The sequence below is a fragment of the Vibrio sp. 2130-1 genome (assembly GCF_033339515.1).
In genome coordinates, this window is sequence record NZ_JAWOUT010000268.1 from 1 (window position 1) to 707 (window position 707).

A 707-nucleotide genomic window follows, 5' to 3' on the forward strand; every position below is an offset into this window, starting at 1 on the left:
TTAAGACGAGTTTACCTTGACGATGCGATCGTCGTTTTTGTATCTACGACGTTAGACAACAAGTTTGAAATCGATGTTGTGCAGGAGAAAACTTGCAAACCGAACACCACAACTTGGGCATCCGTATCAGTGAATCGCCAGCGAATGGCGCATGTGCCAATGGTGTGTGATAGCGTCGGACAGAGTTATTTTTACCGTTACATAGGTAAGCATTTAGATTCGCTAGAATTTGGTGTTGATGAGTCTTTCATTACGGAGGCTTTTGCCCATTGGCCAATCGCGGATATTAAAGTTGATCAGTTCAAACAGCAAAACGCTAAGTTTTTTGAACAGCGTGGAGAGAAGGTTGAACATCAGTGGTTACGTGATTAACGCTGTCATCTGAATCTAGATAAAAATAAAGCCCGCTAAAAATGAGCGGGCTTTGTGTTTTAAGGTTTCTAACTCGTTTAAGTGCAGGCTTAACGGTTCTTTGTAGAGCTATGCTTTTACCGCATCAAGATCATCAGATTGAACTGAAGGGTTAAAGAACAATTTAGTTTCTGCCAGTACAACATGACGAAGCGCAATCAAACCAATAAGGTTAGGGATCGCCATCAAGCCATTTACGATATCTGCCAGAATCCAAATCATGTCTAGATGCAGGAACGCGCCTGAAGCCACTAGAGCAAGGAAGATAATCTTGTAAGGCAGAACCGCTTTTGTGC

General features: G+C 42.4%; 2 protein-coding genes. One reads left to right on the forward strand and one right to left on the reverse strand.

The features are described from left to right. Window positions 1-372: threonine transporter RhtB (locus tag R7Q09_RS25655; protein WP_318143880.1), on the forward strand; the 372-nt coding region annotated here is incomplete at its 5' end. Window positions 373-480: 108 nt separating this feature from the next. Here the strand turns inward: R7Q09_RS25655 and R7Q09_RS25660 are convergent. Then, window positions 481-707, reverse strand: a 227-nt coding sequence (locus tag R7Q09_RS25660) for an alanine:cation symporter family protein (protein WP_318143881.1), incomplete at its 5' end; no start/stop codon positions are given.